This is a genomic window from Sphingomonas sp. IBVSS2 (genome assembly GCF_002127225.1).
Classification (GTDB): Bacteria; Pseudomonadota; Alphaproteobacteria; order Sphingomonadales; family Sphingomonadaceae; genus Sphingomonas.
Genome location: NZ_NFUR01000002.1, coordinates 579,573 through 597,649 on the forward strand (window position 1 = coordinate 579,573; position 18,077 = coordinate 597,649).

The following is an 18,077-nucleotide window of genomic DNA, read 5'->3' on the forward strand; positions in this document are numbered from 1 at the left end:
CGGCGGAGTCTCGCATCTGCCGCAAATGCCGGATAGGAAGTCCGCCGCGTTGCGTTTCGGGGGGAGCGTTCGTGCAGGGCTGGTGGGCTGTCTTTGTTGGTTGGATGACGCGCGATCCCGCGTGGCTGGCGGCGTTCCAGGCCGGGGCGTTCTTCTTCGTGCTGGGGCTGGTGCTCGTCCTCGTGCTGCTGCCATGGTGGCTGGCGCAGGTGGAGCGCGCGCGCTGGCGGCCGCTGCGGCGGATGCTGGCGCTGGCCGCGTTGCAGGCGCATCGCGATTGCGGGGAGAATGTCGTGGCGCTGTCCCGTCAGTTCTTCCGCGAAAATGCCGGCGCGCCGCTCGACCGGCTGATCCGCGCACGGCGGGCGATCGAACGGCAGCAATCGGACGGGGCGCGTTTCGCCCGGGTGGTGTCGGTCTATGCGCCGGCAGTGGATGCGCGCCACGCCGCGCTGCTCGCCGATACCGCGGCGCTGGCCGAGTTGGCCGAGCGCACGCTCTCCGGGTTGGCCCGGCTCTATCTCGGCCAGGCGACGGTGCGGGTGGGCGCCAATGCCGTGCACGGCGACGATCAGCTCGGCTATGCGCCCGCGCAGCTCGTCTCGCTATCCTATGTCGCCGAGATGGAGGCGCTGGCGGACGGCTTTGCCGATGCGGCGGCGGAGCATCGCGGGCGGATGGAAGGCGCACTCGGCCGCAAGGCACGCAAGGCGGCCCGCGCGGATCTCGACCGGATCGGCGCGGACGTGGCGATGCTGGGCGCGGACGTGCGCCGGTTCTGCGGCAAGCTGCAGGCGGCGGACGCCGGGGATTCGACCTACAAGACGCGCGAACGCGGCGAGCGCGGCCCACGCACGCTGGACGGGCTGATCGCGCGGTTCGACCGGGGCTGAGTCTCCCTCCCTCGCGGAGCGGGGAAATCGGTCAGGCGTTCACCAGCGCGTCGATCGCCGCTTGCAGGATATGGGCGGCGGCCATGTTGTCGATCATTTCCGCACGGCGGGCGCGGCTGAAATCCTGCTCGATCAGTGTGCGCTCCACGGCGACGGTGGACCAACGCTCGTCCCAGAGCAGGATGGGGAAGCCCAGATCGTCCATGTTGCGGGCAAAGGCGCGGGTGGACTGGGTGCGGGGGCTGTCGGTGCCGTCGAGGTTGAGGGGCAGGCCGATGACGATACCCTTCACCTGCTGCGCGGCGATCAGCGCCTGGAGCGCGGCCTTGTCCTTGGAGAATTTCGTGCGGCGGACCAGCTCCGCCGGGCTCGCGAAGCTCCAGCCGGCATCGCACAGGGCGGTGCCGATCGTCTTGGTGCCGACGTCGAGACCGATCAGGCGGCCGCCGGCGGGGAGGGCGGCGCGGAAGTCGGCGGGGGCGGTGGTGATCACGCGCTCCCTGTAGCCCCAATCGTCATCCCGGCGAAAGCCGGGATCTCGGGCGCTGGCGGGAAGGAATTGCCCGAGATCCCGGCTTTCGCCGGGATGACGTGGAATTTTCAGAACGGCCAGAACTTGCGCCGGGCCTTCAATCGTCGCTCGGCATCGGCGCGGACGTTCGCCCAGAACAGGCTGTAGTCGAACACGTGATAATTGTTGCCCGGCAGCACATAGGGGCCCAGGTCGGGCGGGCTGTTGCCGATCATCAGGAAGCCGCGCCCGTCGCAGCGCGCGGGAACGAGGTTCTTCTGGAGCACGGCGCTGCTCAGGTCCCGGCTCGGCAGCAGGCCGCCCAGATTGGCCTCCATGGATGCGGCGTCGTTGGGCTTGCCGGTTAGGGGATTGGTGCAGACCATCGGCGTGCCCTTGCGCGGCTGGCCGGTGAAGCCGTTCGTCTGGTCGAAAGTGTCCACGATCAGCGAGGGATCGGCGGGTTCGGCGAAGCTCTGCCAGGAGAGGATGCAGCCGGTCTCGTCCGGGCCGGAACAGGCGGGGAGGCCCATCTTCGGCAGGTCGGCGGTGATCGAGACCGGCCAGCCGACCACATAGGCGGCGACGATTCGCTTCGCGAGCGGCTTGCCGGCGACGCGGTCGACCAGCAGGCGGCTGAGGTGGAGCGCGCCCTGGCTGTGGCCGGCGAGGATGATCGGGCGGTTGCCGGCTTCCTTGAGGAACTGGTCGAACGCCGCCAGCACGTCGCGATAGGCGAAGTCGAGCGCCTGCTGCGCCTGGGCCTTGCTGGTGAGGAAGGCGCCGAAGGTCGCCTGGCGGTATCGCGGCGCCCAGACCAGGCCGGAGGAATTGAAGGCGCTCGCCTGGCCGCGCAGGAACAGCTCGGCCCGGGCATTGGCGGCGACGTCGTTCAGCGGGGCGTTCCACTGCGTGCGATCGAGGAACGAAGTCGGGTGGACGAAGAACACCGCGGCGGGCGGGTTCTCCGCCGGCTGGAAGCCGTCCGGGGTCCATAGCGCCGGATTGCCGGGCTTGTCCGGCCGGGCGAGCCAGAGATCGGCCTTGCCATAGTCGCCGGGCGCGGAGAGCCGCGCCACTTCCGCGCTCGGCACCAGTGCCTGGCGGAGCAGCTCGATCCCCCAGAATCGATAGGCGAAGGTGGCGGCCAGTGCGAGCACGATGAGTCCTACTACGAGATAGAGAAACTTCCGGGCCAAGCCCATCTCCATTGTGCAATGCAGCATAGAGCCGATTTGTTGCAATCGCATTCCCGTGGGGCACGATTGCCGGGGATGCAACCTCGCATGCGCGATGCAGCCATTCTGCACCGGAAATCCACTTTACCGCCTCCGCCGGATGCGGGAGCATCGCCGGCGAGGGGAGAGGGTGCATGGACGAGATCGAGACGCGGATGGATATCGGGGCGGCCGCGGAGCCGGAAGGCTGGGCGGCGCGGCCCTTGCTGCTGGCCGGGCTGGGGCTGGCGACCGGTGTCGCCGCGCACCTGATCCTGGGCGACAGCCTGAACTATCGCATGGAATGGAGCGCGCTGCAGGCGGCGGCGCTGATGGGCGTGACGCTGTTTGCGGCGATGATCGGCTTCACGATCGAGCGGCGGCTGTGGTGGGCCTCGATCGCGTTCGGGGCGGCGATCGGCGTGGCGGCGGGTTTCGTCACCTGGTGGAACGGCGCGCCTGGCGGGTGGAGCGCGAGCGAGGGCTGGCGCACGGTGAGCCTGTTGCTCGCCGTGGCCGTCGCCGCGCCGCTGTTCCAGGCCGCGCGCGATGAGGGCGTGCCACGCACCCCCTATGCCGCGGTCCATGACTATGCCTGGCAGAATGTGGTGCTGTGGTGCGCCTGCTGGCTGTTCGTGGCGATCGTGTGGGTCATGGCTTGGCTCCTCGCCAGCCTGTTCCAGCTCATCAAGATCGAGCTGCTCCACGACCTGCTGATGAAAAATTGGTTCGCCCGCGCACTGATCGGCCTGGCTTTTGGAGCGGCGCTGGGGCTGCTGCGCGAGCATGACGCCGTGGTGCGGCTGCTCCAGCGCGTCGTCGCCACGGTGCTCGCGGTGCTGGCGCCGGTGCTCGCGATCGGGCTGGGGCTGTTCCTGCTCGCATTGCCCTTTACCGGCCTCCAGGCACTGTGGGACGCGACTTCGGCGACCACGCCGCTGCTGCTGAGCTGCGCGGTGGGGGCGCTGATCCTCGCCAACGCAGTGATCGGCAACCGACCGGAGGAGGAACGGCGCAACCCGCTGCTCCGCTACGGCGCGATGCTGCTGGCGGTGGTGATCCTGCCGCTGGCGGTGTTGGCGGCGGTGGCGACGGGACTGCGCGTCGGCCAATATGGCTATACGCCCGAACGGCTCTGGGCGATCGTGTTCGTGGGGATCGCGACCCTCTATGGCGCGGCCTATCTGGGGTCGCTGGTGCTGGGGCGCCTGGCCTGGACCCTGCGCGTCCGGCCGGCGAACCTGGCGCTCGCCTTCCTGCTCTGCGGCCTGGGGCTGCTGCTTGCCACGCCGCTGATCAACTTCAACCGGATATCGACCGATGACCAGGTGGGGCGGCTCGAATCGGGCAGGATCTCGGCGGCGAAGTTCGACTGGCGGGCGCTGGCGTTCGACTTCGGCAAGCCGGGGCGCGATGCGCTGGAACGGTTGCGCAGGTCGAGGAATGCCGAGATCCGGGGCAAGGCGGCGGAAGCCGCCAAGGCGGAGAGCCGCTGGGATGTCGAGGTGAGTGACAAGAAGAGTCCGTCGCGTTCGGGGCCGAAATCCGGAGTGCTCGACAATGCCCGCGTCTTGCCGGAGGGGGCGAGCGCGCCCCAGGGGCTGATCGATCTGCTCGCCGATAAATATCAATGCCGTCAGGGCAATCTGTGCACGATATTCCTTGCCAATCCGGCCGAGGCCGTGGTGTTCGCCGATAGTTGCTATGCGGGGATGCTGGACAAGGACGGCAAGGCCCGGAGAATCGCCACCTATTGCGGCGGCGGCGATCGTTTCGTGCTGGCGGACGGCGCATGGAAGGATGCCGGCGATCGCTTCGTGCCGAGCGCGGAGCAGCGCGCGCAGATCGCGGCCGGCTATCCGGCGGGGCGCGTGGAGATTCGCCCCGTCGAGCGGCGCCAGGTCTTCGTCGGGGGCGTCCCCGTGGGCGAGCCCTTCGAATAAGCGGTGCTTGATGGCGGGAGGCGCGGCTGTTAGGCGCCTCCCATGTCCGTCGATACCGCAACCGTGAAGAAGGTGGCGAGCCTCGCACGCATCGCGATCAGCGATGCCGATGCCGAGCGCCTTGCGCCCGAGCTCAACAATATCCTGGGCTGGATCGAGCAGCTCGGCGAGGTCGACACTTCGTCGGTCGAGCCGATGACCGCCGTCATCCCCAATACGCTGCGCCTCCGCGAGGATGTGGTGACCGAGGGCAACCAGCGCGAGGCCGTGCTCCGGAACGCGCCGCAGGGCGAGCATGGCTTCTTCACCGTGCCGAAGGTGGTCGAATGAGCGACATCACCGATCTGGGCGTCGCGAGCCTTCGCGACGGCATTCGCACCGGCAAGTTCTCGGCACGCGAAGTCGCCGATGCGTTCATCGTCAAGGTGAGCAAGGGCAAGGCGCTCAATGCCTTCATCGTCGAGACGCCCGAGCACGCGCTGGCTGCCGCCAAGGCCGCCGACGATGCGATCGCCAGGGGCGAACCGCTCAAGCCGCTTTCCGGTGTGCCGCTGGGCATGAAGGACCTGTTCGCGACCAAGGGCGTGCAGACCACGGCCGCCAGCCACATCCTGGAAGGCTTCGAACCGGTCTATGAGTCGACGGTCTCGCAGAAATTGTGGGACGCGGGCGCCGGCATGCTCGGCAAGCTCAACATGGACCAGTTCGCCATGGGTTCGTCGAACGAGACGAGCTATTTCGGCAACGTGATCTCGCCCTGGCGGCGCGGCGGCGGCGACAATGCCCCGCTGGCTCCCGGCGGTTCCTCGGGTGGCAGCTCGGCGGCGATCTCCGCCCGGCTCGTGCCCGGCGCGACCGGCACCGATACCGGCGGCTCGATCCGCCAGCCTGCCGCCTTCACCGGCATCGCCGGCATCAAGCCCACTTATGGCCGCTGCTCGCGCTACGGTGTGGTCGCCTTCGCCTCCAGCCTCGATCAGGCCGGGCCGATGGCGCGCGACGTGCGCGACTGCGCGATCCTGCTCGAGAACATGGCGGGCTTCGATCCCAAGGACTCGACTTCGCTCAACCTGCCGGTGCCGAGATGGGAAGAGGCGCTTTCGGGCGACCTGACCGGCAAGAGGATCGGTATCCCGGCCGAATATCTCATCGACGGCATCCCCACCGAGATCGCCAAGCTGTGGGAAGCGGGCATCGCCTGGGTGAAGGATGCCGGCGCCGAGGTGGTGGAGGTGTCGCTGCCCCACACCAAATATGCGCTGCCGGCCTATTACATCATCGCGCCGGCCGAGGCTTCGTCGAATCTCGCCCGCTATGACGGCGTGCGCTATGGCCTGCGCGAACTGGCCGAGGGCCAGAACCTGCAGGAAATGTACGCGGCGACCCGTGCGGCCGGCTTCGGCGACGAAGTGAAGCGGCGCATTCTGATCGGCACCTATGTGCTCTCCGCGGGCTTCTACGACGCCTATTTCACCCAGGCATCGAAGGTGCGCAGCCTGATCGCGCGCGACTTCGAGAATGTCTTCTCGATGTGCGACCTGCTGTTGACGCCGACGGCGCCGAGCTCGGCCTTCGCGCTTGGGGAAAAGTCGGACGACCCGCTGGCGATGTATCTGAACGACGTCTTCACCGTGCCTTCGAGCCTGGCCGGCCTGCCGGCGATGAGCGTACCCGCGGGGCTGGACGCCGGTGGCCTGCCACTCGGGCTGCAGGTCATCGGGCGTCCGCTCGACGAGCAGGGCGTGCTGAATGCGGGCCTGGCGATCGAGCAGCGCGCGGGATTCGCGGCGCGGCCGGAGCAATGGTGGTGAAATGAGCGCGCTCGATCCCCTGGCCGAATTGATGGGTAGGGTGATCGAGTTTGCCGCGCCTGTGCTGGAGCGTCGGCGCATGCGCAAGGAACGCGAAAAGGAGCAGTTGAGAAACGCTCCGTCTGGAAAGACACGGAATGACTGAGTCCACATACCGCATCCAGGGCGAAACCGGCGAATGGGAGGTCGTGATCGGCCTCGAAGTCCATGCGCAGGTCACTTCCAACGCCAAGCTCTTCTCGGGCGCGGCGACCACGTTTGGTGCGGAGCCGAACAGCCAGGTGAGCCTGATCGACGCGGCGATGCCGGGCATGCTGCCCATGCCGAACAGGGAGTGTATCCGCCAGGCGGTGCGCACCGGCATGGCGATCGGGGCGGTGATCAACAAATGGTCGCGCTTCGACCGCAAGAACTATTTCTACGCCGATCTGCCGCAGGGCTATCAGATCAGCCAGCTCTTCCATCCGCTGGTGGGCGAGGGGCAGATCGAGATCAGCCTGGACGACAAGGATCCCGAGGCCGCGGTCAAGACGATCGGCATCGAGCGCATCCATGTCGAGCAGGACGCCGGCAAGCTGATGCACGACCAGCATCCGTCGCGCTCCTATGTCGATCTCAACCGTGCCGGCGTGGCGCTGATGGAGATCGTGTCCAAGCCCGACATTCGCTCGCCGCAGGAAGCCGGGGCGTATCTGAGCAAGCTGCGCGCGATCCTGCGCTATGTAGGCTCGTGCGACGGCAACATGGACCAGGGCTCGATGCGCGCCGATGTGAACGTCAGCGTCCGCAAGCCGGGCGCCGAGTTCGGCACGCGCACCGAGACCAAGAACGTCAACTCGGTCCGCTTCGTCATGCAGACGGTGGAAGTCGAGGCGCGCCGCCAGGTCGAAGTGCTGGAGAGCGGCGGCCGGATCGTCCAGGAGACCCGGCTGTTCGATCCCGATCGCGGCGAGACCCGTTCGATGCGCTCGAAGGAAGATGCGCACGACTATCGCTATTTCCCCGATCCCGACCTGCTGCCGCTCGAGCTGGACGATGCGTTCCTGGAGGAATGCCGCGCCAGCCTGCCCGAACTGCCCGACGCCAAGCGCCGTCGCTACGAGCAGGCGCTGGGGCTGAGCGCCTATAATGCCGCGACGCTGACTGCCGATGCGGACACTGCGCGCTGGTTCGAGGCGCTGCTCGCCGAGAGCGTGCGGGTGCAGAAGAAGGGCGAGAACGAAGTCGCCCGTGCCGCGGCCAACTGGCTGCTCTCGGACCTTTACGGTGCGCTCAACCGGCTCGGCAAGGACCTGGACGCGAGCCCGGTCAGCCCCGAACAGGGCGCCGAGCTGCTCGCGCTCGCCGCGGACGGCACGCTTTCCGGGCCGCTCGCCAAGCAGGTGTTCGAGATCATGCTGGAGACGGGCGAGCCGGCGGGCAGGATCGTCGAGGAGCGCGGGCTCAAGCAGACCAGCGACACCGGCGCGATCGAGGCGGTGATCGCCGAAGTGCTCGCGAAGAACCCCGGCCAGCTCGAGCAGTATCGCGGCGGCAAGGAGGCCCTGTTCGGCTTCTTCGTCGGCCAGACGATGAAGGCGATGGGCGGCAAGGCCAATCCGGCGGTGGTCAACGAACTGCTGAAGAAGGCGCTGGCCGGTTAGATGGGAGGTCGTATCTCGCCCTCTCGGCGGGATTGACCACATAGCCCGACGGCGTGCGGATCAGGTCGGCGGGAAGCGGGATCGCTCCCGTCGGCATGATCGGCAGCGATAGCGTTCCCGGCCAACGCCGAGCCACGCTTCGCATCAGGTGCTGTCGGAACCGGGCGAAACGTTCCGGGTCTTCGCCTTTGGCGAAGCTGATCCAGATGCGGCCGAGATTGTCGCGATAGTCCATGGCTGAGGCAACGATCTCGTTGTCCGCCTTTCCTCGCCAGATCGTCGCATTCAGGGTGATCGGGGATATTTCGGACAGGATGCGAAGCTCTTCCGGCGTGGCGGCGTCGAGGTGAAACCCGCTTGCCTCGGCCTCGTGGCGCAGCAGCGCCAGGAATGCATCTCGTTCGGCGGCATCGTGCAGCGGGACCTCGAATGCCGCGACGGTGCGCCTGCTTTCGGGCTGGGGCGCAGTGCCGCAGGCGGTGCACGCCAGGAAGAGCGACATGACGTTACGCATGCGGCCTCTCCCGGCGCAGCAGCTTGTGGTTGCGTTCGGGCGAGAATTCGGGCGTCCGCACGTCCCAGGCCAGGCCGGCGCGCTCCAGCAGGCGGATGAAAGCGTAGCCCAGATCGCTCTGGCCGGGATAGAGCCCGATCTTCGCCGAGCCGGGGAAGGCGTGGTGGTTGTTGTGCCAGGCCTCGCCCATGGTGATCAGCCCCGCCCAGGGCACGTCGTGCGCCTGGACGCCGGCATCCGCGACTATCCAGCTCTGCGGCCCGCGATTATGGGCCAGATGGCCGACCAGCCAATGGCCGTGCACGCACACGAAGACGCGGGCGCAGACGCCCCACACCACGAAACTCCAGCCGCCCGCCCCATAGAGCAAGGCCGCGACCGGCAGTTGCTGCGCCATCCAGCTGGCTTCCAGGAAGCGATAGAAGGGATCGCGGCCGATACGGCCCAGGTCGAAGCGCGGCGGCGAATCGAGCTCCAGGCGGCAATGGAGCTGCCACCAGGCATCGGTTGCCGGGCGGTTGGCGTGGCTGAGATAGGGGTGGCAATCGGCACGGCGCTGCGCCCAGTCGCGCAGATCGTGCGTGCGGATGATCGCGAAGGGGCCGCTCATGCCGACCAGCGCGCCGAACCAGACGAGCAGGCGCTCCAGCCAGGTCGGGCAGCCGAAGCTCTTGTGGATCAGCCGCCGGTGATAGCCGACCGAATGGCCGAGCAGCAGCGTGGCGCCGGTGGTGCCGATGAACACCGCCAGCGCGGCGGGCGAGAAGGTGAGGGGCGCGAGGAGGAGCGTCGCCGCCGCCATGCCGCCGTTCCACAGCGACTGGACCGGCGCCCAGCGCACGCGCCCCTTCACGGGATCGGCCCCCGGCGTCTCGACGAGATGGTTCACTGCATGCGGATCCGTCATGGCGCGACTCATAGGTATTTAAGCAATTACTTTATTGCTTCCTTTGGGCTGGCAGGCAATGAAGAAATTTCTTAAATACCTTTTCATGCAACGCGTCTTCGAAGCCCTGTCGTCCACCGTGCGCCGCAAGATCCTGGCCTATCTGGCCCATGCCGAACTGACCGCCGGCGAGATCGCGGCGCGGTTCGAGATATCCAAGCCGGCGGTGTCGCAGCATCTCGCGGTGCTGGAGAATGCGGGGCTGGTCACCAGCGAGAAGCGCGGACAATATGTCCATTACCGGCTGGTGCGCGAGCATCTGGCCAATGTGCTGAACGACTATGTGCAGGAAGTCTGCCCGGTGTCGCGCCCGCTGAAGCGGGAGAGCGCGGCGCGGGGAGAGGGTTCGGAGGAGAAGGAATAGGATGCGCTGGATCGCCGCTTGCCTGCTGAGCCTGCTCGCCCTGCCCGTCCTTGCGCAGACCGCGCCGGCTCCGGCGCCCGCGCCGAGACCCGCGGCGGCGCTGCCGCGCGTTGCACTCACCACCGCCGCGGGCACGGTCGTCGTCGAGGTCGACACCGTCCACGCGCCGATCAGCGGCAGCAACTTCCTGCGCTATGTCGATCAGAAGCGGCTCGACGGCGCCCCCTTCTACCGGGTGGTGAAGGTGCAGGACCATTTCGGCTTCGTGCAGTTCGGCGTGAACAATGCGCGGGGCAAGGTGCTGCCGCCGATCAAGCATGAGCCGACCACGCTCACCGGCATCAAGCACACGGATTTCACGCTTTCGACTCCGCGCCGCGCGCCCGGCACCGCCGCCGGGGACTTCACCATCCTGCTGGGCGACCAGCCTTCGTTCGACGCCGATCCGAGCAAGCCGGGCGACAATCTCGGCTATGCGGCCTTTGCCCATGTCGTCGACGGCAAGGACGTGGTGCTCAAGATCTTCGACGCCCCCAACTCGCCCACGGCCACGCTGGGGGGCTATTTCAAGGGCGAGATTCCAGCGGCGCCGGTGAAGATCCTGACGGCGCGACGGGTGGCGAACTAGAGACGGGTCCTAGTTCGCCGGCCGGTCGAGATACAGGTAGAGCGGGTCGAACTCGGCAAGCGATTCCAGCCCCGGCCGGTCGTGGATCGTCACCCGGCCGCCGCGAAAATCGGCCAGGCCTGCCTCGCGCAGCTCGCGCAGCACGCGGTTCACATGCACCCCGGTGAGGCCGAGGCATTCGGCGAACTGGTTCTGCGTGATCGGCAGGCCGAAGCCATTGCCTTCCGCCGCGCCGACGGCGAGCAGCCGCGATTGCAGCTCGCAGAGCAGGTGCGCGGCGCGCTCGATGGCGTTGCGCCGGCCGAGCGACACTTCCCACTCGCGGTGGATGCTCGCGTCGAGATTGGTCGAGAACCAGAAGGCGCGGGTAAGGTTCGGGAAGCGGCCGGTGATCTCCGTCACCCTGGCATGCGGCGCACGGGCGATCCGGCAGGGGGTGAGGGTGATCACATTGTGATCGAGATAACCCAGCGTGTAGCCGTGCAGGTCGGCGAAATCGCCGGGCACGTGCAGGTGCGTGATCTGCCGCTGGCCGTTGCTGAGGTCCTTGTAGCGCGCGAGCAGGCCGTCGAGCAGCAGGATCGCGCTGTTCAGCCGCTCGCCGCGGCGCACGATCACCTGCTCCGCCGCATGGACGAACGGGCCCTGCACCGCTGCACGCAGCGCTTCCTCCTCCGGAACGCTGATTTCGCAGCGCAGCCGGAGCCTTTTCAAATGTTTGTCGATCATGGATGGCCGGGGTTTACTGCTGATCCAAATCCTGGTGCCGCACGTCGCCGGTAGGGCTCGATACCGCTAGGGGCCCTGGCGGCGCATGACTGCCGCCGGCTTCGCCCCGTTTGACGGCATCGGCGCGGGTTTCGGCGATCCGTGGGCGATCGGAACGCTGGTCTTCACGATCATTGTCGTTCATCCTCTCTCTCCCTGTCGGGCAATCGGCTGGCCGGGCGCGGGCACCGCCGGCGTGGCCGGTTGCGGCGCGGGCACGTCGATGTCCGGCGCCGGCGGATCGAGTTCAGGCGGCGGACTCGTCGGCTGGCCCGGATGCGGCGCCGGAGGCTGCTCGGCAGGCGGCACGGTGGGCTGGACGGGCGGCGCAACGGGCACGAACGGTCTCCTTGTTTCGGTAGACCAACGCTTCGTGTCGCGATGAAGTTGCCTGCGCCCTTGCGATGAAGGCCCCGACTGTTATAGAGCCCGCCGACCGGCGGTGCCCTGTGCGGGCGTGGCGGAACTGGTAGACGCGCCAGATTTAGGTTCTGGTATCGAAAGGTGTGGGGGTTCGAGTCCCTTCGCCCGCACCAGCATCGCCGCTCGTTTCCCGCGTCACCGGACGCCTGCCAATTCCTTTTCTTGAAGTTTGGAAGCCTGAGAAAAATGCAGACTGTCGAGACGTTGAACGAGGGCCTGAAGCGCGCCTACACGCTCAAGATCACTGCCAAGGACATCGACAAGAAGGTCGATGCCGAGGTCAAGCGGGTTGCCCCGCAGGTCCGCATGCCGGGCTTCCGCCCGGGCAAGGTGCCGACCAACCTGATCCGCAAGATGCATGGCGAGGCGATCGCGCAGGACGCGCTCAACAGCTCGATCCAGGAAGGCGTGCAGAAGCTGATCGCCGATCACAAGCTGCGCCCGGCCGTGTCGCCGTCGGTGAGCCTGGAAGGCGAATATGCGCCCGGCGGCGATGCCGAGATCAAGGTCGAGCTGGAAGTCCTGCCGGACGTCCCGACTCCCGCGATCGACGGCCTGAAGCTCGAGCGCCTGACCGTGCCGGTGAGCGACGACGAACTGAACGTCCAGCTCAAGCAGCTCGCCGGCCAGCAAAAGGCCTGGAACGATGCGCCGGCCAAGCACAAGGCCGCCGAGGGCGACCAGGTGACCATGGACTTCGCCGGCACCGTCGACGGCGTCGCCTTTGACGGCGGCACCGGCACCGACATGTCGGTCGAGATCGGCACCGGCCGCCTGATCCCGGGCTTCGAGGACCAGCTCGTCGGCGTGAAGACCGGCGACGAGAAGACGATCGACGTCGCCTTCCCGGCCGATTACGGCGTGCCCGACCTGGCCGGCAAGCCGGCGCAGTTCGCGCTCAAGATCACCGCGGTGAAGACCGCGGGCGAGACCGTGATCGACGATGATTTCGCCAAGACGCTGGGCCTGCAGAGCCTCGAGCAGCTCACCGGCCTGCTCAAGGGCCAGCTCGAGCAGCAGCTGAACGGCCTGACCCGCACCTATATGAAGCGCAAGCTGCTCGATCAGCTCGCCGCCGGCCATGATTTCGAAGTGCCGCCTTCGATGGTCGATGCCGAGTTCGACCAGATCTGGCACCAGCTCCAGCACGAGGCCGAGCATGAAGCGGACCCCGAGGCGGCCAAGGCCGAGCTCGAGGCCGAGCGCGCCGACTATGTGAAGATCGCCGAGCGCCGTGTGCGCCTGGGCCTGCTGCTCTCGGAGATCGGCACCGCCAACGGCGTCGAGGTCACGCCGAACGAGATGAACCAGCTGATCACCCAGGCGGCGGCGCAATATTCGCCGAACGATCGCGAGCGCTTCTACCAGTATGTCCGCAACGAGCCGATGGCCGCCGCCCAGCTGCGCGCGCCGCTGTTCGAGGACAAGGTGGTCGACTTCCTGTTCGACAAGGCCGACATCTCGGACCGCGAAGTGACTCGCGAAGAGCTGGAAGCCGCGATCGAGAGCGATGACGGCTTCGACACCGGCACGCACACGCACGACCACGACAACCACAAGCCGCGCAAGTCGAAGAAGGCGGAAGCCGGCGAGGGTGAGGCCAAGGCCGAGAAGAAGCCCGCCGCCAAGGCGAAGAAGGCCGAGGCCGAGCCGGCGGAAGCCGAGGCCGAGCCCGCCAAGAAACCGGCCGCCAAGAAGGCTGCTGCGAAGAAGGCGGACGACGCCGAGGGTGAGGCCGAGGCCAAGCCCGCCAAGAAAGCGCCGGCGAAGAAGAAGGCCGACTGAGGCTCTTTTCCTTCGTGAGGAATGCAAGGCCCTCGCTCCCCGGCGGAGCGGGGGCCTTTGCTTTCGGGATCAGGCGAAGACCTGGCTGAGTTCGGGGCCACGCAGGCGCGATTGCGCGTTGGTGATGCCGCGCAGGAGTTGAATGGCGACGCCGGCTAGGCCGAAGTCGAGCGCGGACTGGAGCCATAGGCTTGTCAGTGCATCCGCGCCGACGAAGAATTGCAGGATGATGCCCATGAAGCCGTGGGCGAGCCACAGTCCCCACCAGATGGCGACGAGCGGCACGGTATCGTCATACTGGTCGTTGCCCTGACTGGCGTTCCACAACTCGCGCATGCCGAGATAGGGTTGGACCAGATTGGCAAAGGGGATCGCGAACCACCAGATGCGGGCGCCTGGAGTGAAGGACAGATCTTCGTAGCCGAGTGCGATCAGGTTGCGACCCGCTTGGTAGATCCACACCGAGAACACGATCATCGTCACGATCTTGAACAGTCGGGCAGCGAGGTCGACGTCGTTCGCTATCGGCGTGATGTTGGCGTTGAAGAAGGCGGGCGCCAGTTCTACCAGCGCCAGGATCGCGGGCGTGCGGAGCGCATTGATCACCACCAGGATGATGACGAGCATCATCAAAGGCTTGAGACTGCGGATTTCCATATTTCCCCCTGTTGGGGAGAGGCTGTCAGCGGATGCGGCCGTTGCAAGGACAAAATTGTCGAACGGTAACCATTTCCGCCCTATGGCTGGGCGCATGAGCAAGCCGACCGTCGCCGTGATCCTGCCCTGCTACAATGAAGAAGCCGCGATCGCGCAGACGATCGAGGGGTTCCGCAAGGTGCTGCCGGATGCGGCCATCTACGTCTATGACAACAACAGCCGCGACCGGACGATCGAAGTCGCGCGAGCGGCCGGGGCCGTGGTCCGCAGCGAGCGGATGCAGGGCAAGGGCAATGTCGTCCGCCGGATGTTCGCCGATGTCGAGGCCGACATCTATGTGATGGCGGACGGCGATGCGACCTATGATCCGGCCGCGGCCCCCGCCATGGTGGCGCGGGTGGCGGAGGAGGGGCTCGACATGATCGTCGGCACCCGCGTGCACGAGGCGGCCGAGGCCTATCGCCGCGGGCATGTGCTCGGCAACCGGATGATGACCGGCATCCTCGCCAAGCTGTTCGGCCGCAGCTTCACGGACATCTTCTCGGGCTATCGCGTCTTCTCGCGCCGCTTCGTGAAGAGCTTCCCGGTGCTTTCCGCCGGTTTCGAGATCGAGACCGAGATCAGCGTCCATGCGCTGGAGCTGAAGATGCCCGTGGGCGAGATGGAGACGCGCTACTTCGCCAGGCCCGAGGGATCGGAGTCCAAGCTCAGCACCTATCGCGACGGCTGGCGTATCCTGAAGACGATCGCGGTGCTGTACCGGATCGAGCGGCCGATGCTGTTCTTCGGCTGGATCGCCACCGTGTTCGCTGCGCTGGCGGTGGGGCTCAGCATCCCGCTCGCCGTCACCTGGTTCGAGACCGGCCTCGTGCCGCGTTTCCCCACGGCGATCCTGGCCACGGGATTGATGATCCTCTCCTTCCTGAACCTGTTCACCGGGCTGATCCTCGATACGGTGGTGCGTGGACGGCGCGAGGTGCGGCGGCTCGCCTATCTGGCGCAACCTGGGCCGCTCAAATAGGCGTTCTCGGCGAGTCGAGGCTTGCAGGATTTTTTGAATATTTGACCCGATAAGGTTGTTCCTTATCGGATTGGTTTTCCATGGGGCACATTTCCAAATATTCGCCTGATCGGAAAAGAAACTTCGGCCATCGCCGCCTGCTGCGTAGATATTATTATTGAATTTATTGTAGATTTTACTGAATTTATTGTTTGATTTTCGTTAAATGAAACGAAAATGAAAAGAGCATTACTTATATACTGCTGTCAATGTAACAATAATGCCAACTGCAATGCGTAGGGGCGCCTCGATCAGGAATAAACCTGAAGGGGGTTACCCATATGCAGAATGTTTCCCGCTTCCGTCTGTCGCTGCTCGCGGGTGCGACCTTGTTCGCGCTGTCCGCAATGCCCGCGCTGGCGCAGGACCAGACGGCGACGACGACGTCCGCCCAGGCCGATAGCAATGACCAGGGCGGCCTAGGCGAGATCATCGTCACGGCGCAGCGCCGCGAGACCAACCTGCAGCAAACGCCGATCTCGATTTCGGTGCTCAGCACCGAGGCGCTGCAGGATCGCCACGTCCAGAGCCTGTTCAACCTGGCCGACGGCACGGTGCCGTCGCTGCGCGTCGCCACGTTCGAGGCGCGCCAGTCGGCGCTGACCATCGGCATCCGCGGCATCGTCCCCTACGACCAGAACCAGACGGCCCGCGACGGCGGCGTCAGCGTCTATATCGATGGCGTCGCGCTCGGTAAGACCCAGGGCCTCAACGCCGCGCTGTTCGATATCGAGCGCATCGAAGTGCTGAAGGGCCCGCAGGGCACGCTGTTCGGCCGCAACACCGAAGGCGGCGCGCTCTCGATGGTCACCAAGGCGCCCACCGGCGAGTTCGGCGCGCGCATGACTGCCGGTATCGGCAATTATGGCAGCCGCAACGCGGACATCCATCTCGACCTGCCGGCGTTCTTCAACATCGCGCTGAAGTTCGACGGCGTGTACCAGCACCAGGATGCGACGGTGAAGGACCCGCTCGCGGGCTCGGTCGGCTGGAACTATTACGACCGCAAGGGCGGCCGCGCCGCTGCGCGCTGGACGCCGTTCGACGGCCTGACCGCGGACTTCTCCTATGACTATGCGAAGGACGACAACACCCCGCAGTTCAGCCAGCTGATCAACTATAATCCGAACAACTACACCGTCGGCAGCTATACGCCGGCGGGTGGCGCGCTCGGCACCACCCTGTATCTGCCGGGCACCGCCACCGCCTGCGGCGGCACCATCACCGTGGCCCAGGCCGCGGCCGGCCGTCTCCCCTGCGTCGCGCCGCTCGCGCCCGCGGTCGGGGTGCACCCGGGGCGCCAGAAGGTCGCCGATGTCGGCGTGCCGCAGCAGCCGAGCGTCGACATCACGCACGGCTTCACTTCGAACCTGAAGTACAAGGTCGCCCCGGGCCTCGAGCTGCGCTCGATCACCGCCTGGCGCGGCGTCAGCACCGATCAATGGGACAATTCGGGCGGTCCGGAGCGCAGCACCTATGCGCCGAACGCCAATTTCAGCCGCTACAGCCTCTCGTTCCTGAAGCAGCACCAGTTCAGCCAGGAATTCCAGGCGGTCGGTAGCTTCGACCAGTTCGATTTCGTCCTCGGCGCCTATTATTTCACCGAGCACGCGACCGAATATGCCGCGACGCCGCTCAGCAACCAGTGGAACGCCGCCGGCACGGCCTACACCATCCGCAGCCCGATCATCGACAGCTCGGTGACGGGGAACATCAGCTCGGCCAATTCGGGCTACCAGCCCTATGCGCCGTCGTGCAACAACACCCTGGCCGCGACCGTTCCGCAGTTCACCAACAGCTGCCAGTTCATCACCCGCGCCAGCAAGGCCTGGGACCATAATTACTCGGCGTTCGGCAACCTGACCTTCTCGCCGGAAGGCACCGGGCTGCACTTCACCGCCGGCGGCCGCTTCACCAAGGACAAGCGCCGCGGCGCGCTCTATGTGGTGAACAACGCGGTGCAGGGCTTCACCTTCGAGAACAGCATCAGCCGCTTCGATCCGATGTTCAACATCTCGTACGATGCGACTCAGGACGTCCATCTCTACGCCAAATATTCGACCGGCTTCCGCGCCGGCGGCGCCAATGACCGTTCGCAGAGCTTCAACGCCTTCGGTCCGGAATCGGTGAAGTCGTACGAGATCGGCGCGAAGATGGACTTCTTCGACCATCATGCTCGCTTCAATATCGCCGGCTACATCATGGACCGCAGCAACACGCAGTTCGACTTCGACCTGTTCGACACTGCCGCGACCATCACGCTGCCCAACGGCACCGCGGTTCCCAACCCGACCAACGGCGCGCACATCGAACAGACCCAGAATGCCGGCAACACCAAGATCCGCGGCATCGAAGCCGATCTGACGGTGAAGCCGATGGCCGGGCTAACGCTGTCGGCTTCCTATGCCTATACCTATTGGAAGGCGCCTTCGGCAGTGAACCCGCTCACCGGCGGCCTGCCGCAGCAGCTCTACATCGTCTACACGCCGAAGAACGCGGCGTCGGGCGCGATCGACTATGTGCTGCCGCTCACCATCGCGAACGGCGCCAATCTGCGCCTGCACCTCGATGCCAACTATGCCAGCAGCCAGTACAGCTTCCAGCTCGAGCCGACCAAGACCGATCCGAGCTTCGTCGTGAACGGCCGCATCGCGCTGGCGGACATCAAGATGAACGACAGCGCGCAGGTGACCCTGTCGCTTTGGGCGCGCAACCTGTTCGACAACACCTATATCTATCGCCGGTCGAATGCGAACTCGTCGCCGGTGTACAACTATAATGGCTCGACCCTGGTCTCGACCAACTATGGCGGCATCCTGGGCGACTATGCCAATTTCAACCCGCCGCGCACCTTCGGCGCGGAAGCCAGCGTCAAGTTCTGATCCCCGGTCCCCGGCGGCGAGCCGGGGAGCGG

The 18,077-nt window shown here is 66.3% G+C and carries 18 protein-coding genes and 1 tRNA gene; 13 read left to right on the forward strand and 6 right to left on the reverse strand.

Annotation, left to right across the window (positions count from 1 at the left end):
* Positions 1 to 104: 104 nt before the first annotated feature.
* Positions 105 to 893, forward strand: a complete 789-nt coding sequence (locus tag CAP40_RS08780) for a hypothetical protein (RefSeq protein ID WP_086128992.1) — start codon at positions 105 to 107, stop codon at positions 891 to 893.
* Between the two features lie 31 nt (positions 894 to 924).
* On the opposite strand, the gene ruvX is transcribed toward CAP40_RS08780, so the two are convergent.
* Together ruvX and CAP40_RS08790 are read right to left on the reverse strand one after the other, a co-directional pair.
* Positions 925 to 1,386 (reverse strand): Holliday junction resolvase RuvX, encoded by a 462-nt coding sequence (gene ruvX / locus CAP40_RS08785; protein ID WP_086128993.1) that lies wholly within the window; start codon positions 1,384 to 1,386, stop codon positions 925 to 927.
* A 107-nt stretch (positions 1,387 to 1,493) separates the two neighbouring features.
* Positions 1,494 to 2,603 carry a DUF3089 domain-containing protein gene (locus CAP40_RS08790; RefSeq protein WP_086129384.1) on the reverse strand — a complete coding sequence of 370 codons (1,110 nt, stop codon included), beginning with the start codon at positions 2,601 to 2,603 and terminating at the stop codon, positions 1,494 to 1,496.
* A 173-nt stretch (positions 2,604 to 2,776) separates the two neighbouring features.
* Here CAP40_RS08790 and CAP40_RS08795 point away from each other — a divergent pair, with 173 nt between their 5' ends.
* From CAP40_RS08795 to gatB, 5 genes are read left to right on the forward strand one after another with little or no spacing between them, the layout of a single operon-like run.
* On the forward strand, positions 2,777 to 4,564 hold the full coding sequence (locus CAP40_RS08795; RefSeq protein ID WP_086128994.1) for a DUF4153 domain-containing protein: 1,788 nt from the start codon (positions 2,777 to 2,779) through the stop codon (positions 4,562 to 4,564).
* Between the two features lie 42 nt (positions 4,565 to 4,606).
* On the forward strand, positions 4,607 to 4,894 hold the full coding sequence (gene gatC, locus CAP40_RS08800; protein WP_086128995.1) for an Asp-tRNA(Asn)/Glu-tRNA(Gln) amidotransferase subunit GatC: 288 nt from the start codon (positions 4,607 to 4,609) through the stop codon (positions 4,892 to 4,894).
* A complete protein-coding gene (gatA, locus tag CAP40_RS08805) occupies positions 4,891 to 6,375 on the forward strand; it encodes an Asp-tRNA(Asn)/Glu-tRNA(Gln) amidotransferase subunit GatA (RefSeq protein WP_086128996.1) in 1,485 nt (494 codons plus the stop codon). The genes gatC and gatA overlap by 4 nt, the downstream gene beginning before the upstream one ends.
* Before the next feature lies 1 nt (position 6,376).
* Entirely contained in the window at positions 6,377 to 6,520 is a 144-nt protein-coding gene (locus tag CAP40_RS20425; protein ID WP_179187998.1) for a hypothetical protein, read from the forward strand.
* On the forward strand, positions 6,513 to 8,018 hold the full coding sequence (gene gatB / locus CAP40_RS08810) for an Asp-tRNA(Asn)/Glu-tRNA(Gln) amidotransferase subunit GatB (protein WP_086128997.1): 1,506 nt from the start codon (positions 6,513 to 6,515) through the stop codon (positions 8,016 to 8,018). The genes CAP40_RS20425 and gatB overlap by 8 nt, the downstream gene beginning before the upstream one ends.
* Here the strand turns inward: gatB and CAP40_RS08815 are convergent.
* Both CAP40_RS08815 and CAP40_RS08820 read right to left on the reverse strand, forming a co-directional pair.
* Positions 7,984 to 8,532: a hypothetical protein gene (locus tag CAP40_RS08815; protein WP_144034288.1), complete on the reverse strand. Its 549-nt coding sequence runs from the start codon at positions 8,530 to 8,532 to the stop codon at positions 7,984 to 7,986. The genes gatB and CAP40_RS08815 overlap by 35 nt on opposite strands.
* Positions 8,525 to 9,439, reverse strand: a complete 915-nt coding sequence (locus tag CAP40_RS08820) for an acyl-CoA desaturase (protein WP_086128999.1) — start codon at positions 9,437 to 9,439, stop codon at positions 8,525 to 8,527. Before CAP40_RS08820 ends, CAP40_RS08815 begins: the two co-directional genes overlap by 8 nt.
* Before the next feature lie 85 nt (positions 9,440 to 9,524).
* Here CAP40_RS08820 and CAP40_RS08825 point away from each other — a divergent pair, with 85 nt between their 5' ends.
* Both CAP40_RS08825 and CAP40_RS08830 read left to right on the forward strand, forming a co-directional pair.
* The gene (locus CAP40_RS08825; protein WP_086129000.1) at positions 9,525 to 9,842 is read left to right on the forward strand and encodes a metalloregulator ArsR/SmtB family transcription factor; all 318 of its coding nucleotides are present in this window, start codon (positions 9,525 to 9,527) and stop codon (positions 9,840 to 9,842) included.
* Position 9,843: 1 nt separating this feature from the next.
* Complete coding sequence (locus CAP40_RS08830; RefSeq protein ID WP_086129001.1) at positions 9,844 to 10,470, forward strand: peptidylprolyl isomerase; 627 nt, start codon at positions 9,844 to 9,846, stop codon at positions 10,468 to 10,470.
* A gap of 9 nt (positions 10,471 to 10,479) precedes the next feature.
* Here CAP40_RS08830 and CAP40_RS08835 read toward each other — a convergent pair whose 3' ends face one another.
* The gene (locus CAP40_RS08835; protein WP_086129002.1) at positions 10,480 to 11,199 is read right to left on the reverse strand and encodes a Crp/Fnr family transcriptional regulator; all 720 of its coding nucleotides are present in this window, start codon (positions 11,197 to 11,199) and stop codon (positions 10,480 to 10,482) included.
* A gap of 85 nt (positions 11,200 to 11,284) precedes the next feature.
* Here CAP40_RS08835 and CAP40_RS20150 point away from each other — a divergent pair, with 85 nt between their 5' ends.
* From CAP40_RS20150 to tig, 3 genes are all read left to right on the forward strand, one after another.
* Entirely contained in the window at positions 11,285 to 11,623 is a 339-nt protein-coding gene (locus CAP40_RS20150; protein WP_144034290.1) for a hypothetical protein, read from the forward strand.
* Positions 11,624 to 11,689: 66 nt separating this feature from the next.
* A tRNA-Leu gene (locus CAP40_RS08840) sits at positions 11,690 to 11,774 on the forward strand.
* Between the two features lie 73 nt (positions 11,775 to 11,847).
* Positions 11,848 to 13,446, forward strand: coding sequence for a trigger factor (tig, locus tag CAP40_RS08845; RefSeq protein WP_086129003.1), 1,599 nt, complete (start codon positions 11,848 to 11,850; stop codon positions 13,444 to 13,446).
* Between the two features lie 69 nt (positions 13,447 to 13,515).
* Here the strand turns inward: tig and CAP40_RS08850 are convergent, their stop codons facing one another.
* A complete protein-coding gene (locus CAP40_RS08850) occupies positions 13,516 to 14,103 on the reverse strand; it encodes a DUF4328 domain-containing protein (RefSeq protein WP_179188000.1) in 588 nt (195 codons plus the stop codon).
* 94 nt (positions 14,104 to 14,197) lie between these two features.
* On the opposite strand from CAP40_RS08850, the gene CAP40_RS08855 reads away from it, so the two are divergent.
* Together CAP40_RS08855 and CAP40_RS08860 are read left to right on the forward strand one after the other, a co-directional pair.
* A complete protein-coding gene (locus CAP40_RS08855) occupies positions 14,198 to 15,124 on the forward strand; it encodes a glycosyltransferase family 2 protein (protein ID WP_086129005.1) in 927 nt (308 codons plus the stop codon).
* Between the two features lie 320 nt (positions 15,125 to 15,444).
* On the forward strand, positions 15,445 to 18,045 hold the full coding sequence (locus CAP40_RS08860) for a TonB-dependent receptor (RefSeq protein WP_179188002.1): 2,601 nt from the start codon (positions 15,445 to 15,447) through the stop codon (positions 18,043 to 18,045).
* Positions 18,046 to 18,077: the final 32 nt, after the last annotated feature.

Coding starts and splice junctions, on each gene's coding strand:
- CAP40_RS08850 (WP_179188000.1), bottom strand. CDS start 14,103: ATGGAAATCCGCAGTCTCAAGCCTTTGATGATGCTCGTCATCATCCTG.
- CAP40_RS08780 (WP_086128992.1), top strand. CDS start 105: ATGACGCGCGATCCCGCGTGGCTGGCGGCGTTCCAGGCCGGGGCGTTC.
- CAP40_RS20425 (WP_179187998.1), top strand. CDS start 6,377: ATGAGCGCGCTCGATCCCCTGGCCGAATTGATGGGTAGGGTGATCGAG.
- gatA (WP_086128996.1), top strand. CDS start 4,891: ATGAGCGACATCACCGATCTGGGCGTCGCGAGCCTTCGCGACGGCATT.
- CAP40_RS08860 (WP_179188002.1), top strand. CDS start 15,445: ATGCAGAATGTTTCCCGCTTCCGTCTGTCGCTGCTCGCGGGTGCGACC.
- CAP40_RS08825 (WP_086129000.1), top strand. CDS start 9,525: ATGCAACGCGTCTTCGAAGCCCTGTCGTCCACCGTGCGCCGCAAGATC.
- CAP40_RS08815 (WP_144034288.1), bottom strand. CDS start 8,532: ATGCGTAACGTCATGTCGCTCTTCCTGGCGTGCACCGCCTGCGGCACT.
- gatB (WP_086128997.1), top strand. CDS start 6,513: ATGACTGAGTCCACATACCGCATCCAGGGCGAAACCGGCGAATGGGAG.
- CAP40_RS08830 (WP_086129001.1), top strand. CDS start 9,844: ATGCGCTGGATCGCCGCTTGCCTGCTGAGCCTGCTCGCCCTGCCCGTC.
- CAP40_RS08820 (WP_086128999.1), bottom strand. CDS start 9,439: ATGACGGATCCGCATGCAGTGAACCATCTCGTCGAGACGCCGGGGGCC.
- tig (WP_086129003.1), top strand. CDS start 11,848: ATGCAGACTGTCGAGACGTTGAACGAGGGCCTGAAGCGCGCCTACACG.
- CAP40_RS20150 (WP_144034290.1), top strand. CDS start 11,285: ATGACTGCCGCCGGCTTCGCCCCGTTTGACGGCATCGGCGCGGGTTTC.
- CAP40_RS08855 (WP_086129005.1), top strand. CDS start 14,198: ATGAGCAAGCCGACCGTCGCCGTGATCCTGCCCTGCTACAATGAAGAA.
- gatC (WP_086128995.1), top strand. CDS start 4,607: ATGTCCGTCGATACCGCAACCGTGAAGAAGGTGGCGAGCCTCGCACGC.
- CAP40_RS08795 (WP_086128994.1), top strand. CDS start 2,777: ATGGACGAGATCGAGACGCGGATGGATATCGGGGCGGCCGCGGAGCCG.
- CAP40_RS08835 (WP_086129002.1), bottom strand. CDS start 11,199: ATGATCGACAAACATTTGAAAAGGCTCCGGCTGCGCTGCGAAATCAGC.